Origin of the sequence: Nocardia carnea, assembly GCF_029869215.1 — a bacterium.
GTDB classification, from domain to species: Bacteria; Actinomycetota; Actinomycetes; order Mycobacteriales; family Mycobacteriaceae; genus Nocardia; species Nocardia carnea_B.
The window spans coordinates 1-6,888 of the sequence record NZ_JARWPM010000021.1 but is presented as its reverse complement, the minus strand read 5'-3'; the positions used below and the strand labels follow the sequence as shown (position 1 = coordinate 6,888).

At 70.3% G+C, this 6,888-nt stretch carries 6 protein-coding genes; 5 read left to right on the top strand and 1 reads right to left on the bottom strand.

The window, feature by feature from the left end; all coding sequences use genetic code 11:
* A partial coding sequence (locus tag QH276_RS00455; protein ID WP_280406542.1) for a hypothetical protein occupies positions 1 to 629 on the top strand: 629 nt, incomplete at its 5' end.
* Complete coding sequence (locus QH276_RS00450; RefSeq protein WP_280396507.1) at positions 626 to 1,252, top strand: hypothetical protein; 627 nt, start codon at positions 626 to 628, stop codon at positions 1,250 to 1,252. The genes QH276_RS00455 and QH276_RS00450, both read left to right, overlap by 4 nt.
* Here the strand turns inward: QH276_RS00450 and QH276_RS00445 are convergent.
* The gene (locus tag QH276_RS00445; RefSeq protein ID WP_280396506.1) at positions 1,237 to 2,310 is read right to left on the bottom strand and encodes a class I SAM-dependent methyltransferase; all 1,074 of its coding nucleotides are present in this window, start codon (positions 2,308 to 2,310) and stop codon (positions 1,237 to 1,239) included. The two genes, QH276_RS00450 and QH276_RS00445, sit on opposite strands and share 16 nt — an antisense overlap.
* Positions 2,311 to 2,698: 388 nt before the next feature.
* Between QH276_RS00445 and QH276_RS00440 the strand changes: the two genes are divergently transcribed.
* From QH276_RS00440 to QH276_RS00430, 3 genes are all read left to right on the top strand, one after another.
* Positions 2,699 to 4,183 (top strand): serine/threonine-protein kinase, encoded by a 1,485-nt coding sequence (locus tag QH276_RS00440; RefSeq protein ID WP_280396505.1) that lies wholly within the window; start codon positions 2,699 to 2,701, stop codon positions 4,181 to 4,183.
* A complete protein-coding gene (locus tag QH276_RS00435; RefSeq protein WP_280396504.1) occupies positions 4,170 to 5,411 on the top strand; it encodes a DUF7373 family lipoprotein in 1,242 nt (413 codons plus the stop codon). Before QH276_RS00440 ends, QH276_RS00435 begins: the two co-directional genes overlap by 14 nt.
* A 3-nt stretch (positions 5,412 to 5,414) precedes the next feature.
* A partial coding sequence (locus tag QH276_RS00430) for a serine/threonine-protein kinase (protein ID WP_280406541.1) occupies positions 5,415 to 6,888 on the top strand: 1,474 nt, incomplete at its 3' end.

The window sequence follows — 6,888 nt, the reverse complement described above, 5'->3', positions numbered from 1 at the left end:
CCGAGGCGATGGCCGCGATCATCGAGCAGCAGCCCGTCGGCCGCCTGGGCCGCGCCGAGGAGGTCGCCGCGGCGGCGTTCACTGAGTTTCGCGCCCGACACATCACCCAGCTCATCCGCAAACAGGAGGGTGTGGCCCGCATGCTGAGCGCGGTCGACGCCGGCCGCCGCCTGACCGCGTTACCCGACGAGGTCGCCGACGCCTTCGACCGGGCCCGCGAGCAGGCCGACGAACCGGAACGCGCCGCACTCGACCAGGAGCGCGACCTGCTGGAGGTTTTCGCGCTCTCCGGTGACACCCCAGCAGAAATGTTCAGCTGGTTCACCCGCGCCCTCGCCGATCCGGCCGCCCGCACCGGTTTCCGCCGGCTGCTACGTGGCTGGGAGCGGTTGCACGGCCGGCCGGTAGCGCAGTCCACCGAACTGATCGAGGAGATGGCCCGGGAAATCGCCGGGCAGTTACGGCGGCTCGAATTCGACAGCCTCATCGCGGCCACGGCCGATATTCAGGGAAGCGCCTCATCGCTGACGGAGGACACCCTCGTACCCGACCCTGCCCAACGCCGGGCAGTGCGCCGGGCGATGGAACTGCTGGGCGTCCCCTCGAACACTACGGGGGGAGCCTCGTGACCGGGTTCTGGCGGCTGCTCCGCAATCAGGCCCGGTTGTATCTCGGCCTGTGGTTGTGGCTACGTCGCACCACCGACCGCGACAGCCGTGCGCAGCAGCCGCTGACTTCCGCCCGGGGAGTGCTTGCCCTACCCAGCGCGTTCCTCGTGGCCACTCTGATCGAAGTGGTCGTATTGCATCTGCTGATCCCCTGGGTGTGGCTCACCATCACGCTGGCCGTGCTGTCCCTGTGGTCGCTGGTGGCGCTGTTCGCCGTGGTCGTCGCCGATATCGTCTATCCGCACTATCTGACCGGGCAGGAAATGGTGCTGCGCCGGTCGGGCCGGGTGGTCGCGCGCGTGCCCCTCGACCGGATCGCGGCGGTCGCCGAATGCCGCCGCTACAACCAGACCGCGCCCGCGTTCGAAGACGGCAGGCTGTTCCTTGCGGGGCCGGACGGCACCACCACCGACCTGACCCTGCGTGACCCCGTCGCCGTGCGGATCGACTCCCTGCTGCCCAGCGCCCGCATCGCCGCCGAGACGATCCGGCTCAGCCTCTTCCTCGACGACCCCACCGTGCTGCGCCGCGCACTGAACACCGCGGGCGTGTCGCCGGCCGCTGATGTTCAGCCGAGCCGGTAGAAACGCCAGAAACCGAAATCCTCGATCGGCAGCACATCGAACGCGGTGAATCCGGCTTCGTGCGCGTAGCCGCGTAACGTCGCCGGGCGCAACACGGTGCCGGTCCCGGCGCTCGGCGGGCTCGACATCCCGTCGGGCAGGCAGACGAACAGGCTGAACCCGTACATGAGCCGTTCCAGCTCGTCCCCGCCGGGCGCGAACTCCGGCGCGACCGCCTCGTCCATCACCACCAGAAACCCGCCGGGCCGTAACGCCCGGCGCACCGCCGCCAGTACCTCGACCGGGCGCGGCATATCGTGCACGCATTCGAACGCGAACGCGATATCGAAACCGCCCGCCGGGAGTTCCGCGGCGTCACCGGCCATGAACTCCGTCCGATCCGCCACCTCCGCCGCGGCGGCGTGGCGCACCGCCATCCGCACCGACGGCAGATCGATATCGACACCCAGCACACGAGCTGCCGGATACGCGCGGGCCAGCGCGATGGCCGACCAGCCCGCGCCGCAGCCGACATCGAGTATCCGGGTCCCGCCGGCACCCAGGACCCGCGCCAGTTCGGGAACCTCGTTCAGCGCATCGGCGAGCCGATGTTCGTACCACGGCCGGTTACCGGCGGCCTGCGCCTCGCGCGCGTCGTCGCCGAGTTCGTCCCAGCTCACCCCGCCACCGGTGCGGTAGGCGTCGAGCAGTTTCGGCAGCACCGGTCCGGTGGCACCGAACAGCCGCGCGATCGGGGCCAGATAGTCGAGGCTGTGCTCGTCGGTGAGCACCTCCGCCGTGGCCGCGGGAAGGGCGTACACCCGTTCCGCGGCGTTCCCGTCCCGGTGTACGGTCAGCAAACCGGTCACCGCCTGCTGTTCCAGCCATTCCCTGGCGTACCGGGGATGGGTCTCGGTGCGCGCGGCGAGTTCGGCGGCATTCGCCGGGCCCTCCTCGGCGAGGCTGCGATACCAGCCCAGCCGGTCGCCGAGGTAGATCGCCAGCATATCGACGGCTCCGAGCGCGGCCTGGAAAACACGGTCGGCCACTGCCGTCACCGAACCCTTGTCGGCCTCCATACCGCAACTATCCTCCGGTTCCGGCGCATTGTCAGCAACCTCGCGTGGTGCTGTGGGCGCGCCGCGGCCGCCCGGGACGCGCTCGAGCACCCGCGGCGCGCCCGCACCCCGAGCGGCAGGGTCATCTGCCGGCCGGGCACCTTTCGGAGTTCCGGCTCGGGGACGTTCATCGAGCAGCGTGACCAGCATGATCGGGGCCGGTGGGGAACGGGCGATTCCGCCCCGTACGGCGCGTCCGGAGGAAAGGGCAGCCCCTGAATTCCGGGTCCCTCGTTCGACGGGAAGGGCCGCTGATGCGCTGTTATAGTTCGGAATCAGCCGGCCGCCGGTGTCGTACCGGGAGGAGTTCGACCGCGGGCCGGGGGACAGTGAGCGGGAGGGAAACCTGTTGAGTGTCGCCGAAGGTTCGACCTTCGCCGGCTATCGGATCCAGCGCCGCCTCGGCAGCGGGGGCATGGGCGTCGTCTACGCGGCCACCCATCCGCGGTTGCCCCGGACGGACGCGCTGAAGGTCCTCTCCGATACCCGCGCCGGCGATCCGGAATTCCGCACCAGATTCCTGCACGAGGCGGAACTGGCCGCGCGGGTACAGCATCCGAATCTCGTGGCGGTGCGTGACCGCGGGGAATCCGACGGCCGACTGTGGATCGCCATGCAGTACGTGGAGGGTGTCGATCTGCGGGAGCTGATCCGGCGCGGGCCCGCGGTACTCGATCCCGCCCGCGCGGTCCGGATCGTCACCGAGGTCGCGCAGGGTTTGGACGAACTGCATCGGGCGGGCCTGCTGCATCGCGATGTGAAACCGGCCAATATCCTCGTCGCCGAACAGCCCGACGGCACCGACCGGGCCCTGGTCACCGATTTCGGGATCGCGCGCACGGCCGACGATGCCGAGACCCTCTCGGGCTCCGGTGGTTTCGCCGCGACCCTCGCCTACGCCGCGCCCGAACAGTTGCGGGGTGATCCGGTGGACCGGCGCGCGGATATCTACGCCCTCGGCTGCACCCTCTACCAGATGCTCACCGGGACTGTGCCGTTTCCCCGGCACAGTCCCGGCTCGGTGCTCTACGCGCATCTGCACGAGCCGCCGCCGCGGCCCTCGCGGGCGAATCCCCGGGTGTCGCGGGCGTTCGACCTGGTGATCGCCAAGGCCATGGCGAAACGGCCGGAACATCGCTATCCGGATTGCGCCGCGCTCGCCGCGGCCGCGGCGACCGCGCTGGCGGCACCGATTGCCGTACCGGACGGGACGAGCGCCCGGCCGCGCCGGCGACGGGCGCCGGTCGCGCTGGCCGGACTGCTGGTTTTCGCGCTGACCGTGGCATTCCTGTGGTCGTGGACGAGCGACCCGGCGGTCTCCCGGGCCGTGGAGCCGGTGGCCGCCAGTACCGATCCGGCGCACTGGGGCGGCTACGCCTATATCCCGCAGACCTTTCCGGAGTTGCTGCCGCCCTGGCCGTACGGTGCCGGCTATCAGGATCTGTCGAACTGCACCCCGCAGAGCGAGAAGTACGAAAGCCTCCCGCTGGACGGGTCGGTCGCGGTGGCCCGGCTGTTGTGCACGGGTGACCGCGACCCGGTCGAATCCGTCGAAATCGTCTGTAATGCGGATCGTTCCCCGATAGGTCTGCAGCGCCCGCCCCGCCGCCCGGAGGGTGACGAACACTGGGCGCGACCCAGCGGAACCGGTCATGTGTTCTGGGGTAGTACGTATTTCGCCCCCGACGGATCCGGTATGGGTGGCCGCTGGTGGGGCGTGCTGGAGGTGTACTTCGACGATCCCGGCCGTAACTTCTGCCGGGTGGAGGTCGTGGGGGAGGGTCCCAGCGGGTCGGTACTGCTGGAGAGGTGGTGGCCCGATGCGCCGCTGTAAGCGCCCGGCCGGCGCGGGAATCGCCGCGGTACTACTGGCCACCGCACTGTTGTGCGGATGTGCCGGCCGCCCGGCCGACGCGATCGATCTCGCCGCACTCGACACCGGTGACTACGGCGTCGAACCGCTGGAGGTACCGGATAGTGGTGATCTCCGCCGCGGCCGCATTCTGGAATCGGTCCGGATGGCCGAAGTACTCATCGACCCGGCCGAGGTGGATCCGGTTTTGCGCAGCTCCGCCGACGCGGTGGGGCTCCTGCCGCTCCCGACGCCCGCCAAGGTCGCGTCGATCGTGCTCGCCGAACAGACCGGTGATGTGCTCGAACGGCACGGGATGCTGGCCGGTGCCGCGGTCACCGGTGCCGATATCGATCGGGGTGCGGACCGGCCCGCGGTGGGCTCGGCCCGGGTGCTGATGGTTCTCGTCCTGCGCTTTCCGGATACCGGTGCCGCGCAGCGGGCGGCGCGGGAGATCGATGCGGCGGATGCCGCTGTCAACCGGGACAACGTGGCGATCGGCATTCCGGAACACCCTGCCGCGCACGGTCATTGGCGACCCGGCGTGCCCACGCTGGCGGCGTCGATCGCTCACGACTCCTATGTGATCAACGTTCTGGCGGGAGATACCGTGCCGGATTCGGCGGTGCTGGCCCGCCTCGCCGCCCGAGCCATCGACGCCCAGATCCACCGGTTACGCGAATTCGTGCCGACACCACCCGATCGGATCGCGGACCTGCCGCTCGATCCGGACGGGCTGGTCCGCCGGATGATTCCGCAGGCGCCGCGGCGCTGGGAGTATCCTGCGGTCACCGCGATGTCGAGTCAGCGCACCGCCGGCTGGGCGGCCACGGCGCAGGTGACCGGGGTGTCCTTCGGCCCACGAGCGACCTATCTGCGGGGAAACCGGCACCAGCGCGTCGGCGTGGACGCCAGCGCGGTGAGCGGTTTCAATCAGCTCGGCCGCTATGCCGATCCGGCGGCCGCGCGTACCGCGTTCGACGAGCAGGTGCGGTTCAATCTCGACGGCGGTCTGCTTCCGGTCGAAGGGCCCGCGGGCGTCCCCGCCGTGCGCTGCCTGGAGAATCGGGACCTCGATCTGCTCTCGCTCACCCGGTTCGTCTGCCACGTGCACTACGACCGCTACCTCGTCACCCTGTTCGCCCGCGAAATCGGGAGTGCACGGCAGCGGGCGGCGGCACAGTACGGTCTGCTGGTGAACGGTGGGTAGGCGGTGACCGGAACATGGGACCCCGGAACGATGGTCGGGGGATACCGGATCGAGCGCGTGCTCGGTAGCGGTGGAATGGGCACGGTCTACCTCGCCGCGCATCCGCGGCTGCCCCGGCAGGACGCGCTGAAAGTGCTGGCTCGCGAACACGGCGCCGATCCGGAATTCCGTGCCCGGTTCCTGCGGGAGGCCGAGTTGCTGGCCCGGCTGGACCACCCCAATATCGTCGCGGTCCGCGATCGTGGCGCGGAGGGCGATTCCTTGTGGCTGGCCATGCAGTTCGTGGACGGTATCGACGCCGCCGAACTGCTGCGCCGCAATCCCGGAGGTCTCGACCCCGCGTTGGTGGGGCATATCGCCGAGGAGGCGGCCAGCGGGCTGGACGAGGCACATCGGGCCGGACTGCTGCATCGCGATGTGAAGCCGGCCAATATCCTGCTCGAACCCCGGCCCGACGGCCCGGACCGCGTCTACATGACCGATTTCGGTATCGCGCGCCCCACCGAGGGCACCTCGCTGACCGAGCCGGGCACCGTACTGGCGACGCTCGCCTACGCCGCTCCGGAGCAGATCAGGGGCGCGGCCGTGGATCCGCGTGCCGATGTGTACTCCCTCGGCTGCACCCTGTACGAACTGCTGCTGGGTACCAAACCTTTTCCGCACGGTGACGCCGTCGCGGTGATGCGCGCACATCTGGAGGAGCCGTCGCCGCGGCCGTCGGTGGCCGATCCGCGACTGCCGCCGGCCCTCGACCAAGTATTCGCCACGGCGCTGGCCAAGGACCCGGCGCAGCGCTATTCGTCGTGCCCGGCGCTGGCCCGGGCCCTGCGAGAAGCCTTCGCCCCGGCCGCCGCGCCGGTTCCGCAGAATCCGGTAACCCCTCCGTTCGTTCCACGCCCGCTGCCCGACCTCACCGCGCCCCCGCGTTCGCGGCGTGCCGCTGTGCTCGGCACCGCCGCAGCGATCGCGGTGGTCCTGATGATCTCGGTGGCAGCCCTGGTGTTGCGGGGCGGTGCCGACGACACTCCGGGGCCAGGGACGGCGGCATCCGGTGGCAGCACCACGCCCGCGGCGGGGACGGGCCCGGCCACTTGGGGGCAGTACGGTGCCGTTATCGCCGAGTTCCGCGAATTATTGCCTCCCGCACCGATTTCCGGCGGATACCAGGGGATGCGCTGTGAACCGGTGGACCGGGAGGGCGAGCGGATCGCGGTATCGGCGCCGCTCGATTCCATGATTCGCCTGGGGTGTGACGGTAACGGGGATCCGATGGTCACCTTGTCGATAGTCTGCAACGGCAGCCGCACTCCCACAGCTGTCCGCGCGTTCCCCGATATGGTGAACGTGCGGGACGAGGCCTGGGAACGGCCGACCGGCCGCGGCCGGGGGGTCTGGGGGGATACGCGACTCGAAAGCGGGGGGCCGAGCCTGGGATCTGCGCGACCCGGCCCCAGCGGCCGTGGCGCAGGGCCAGTAG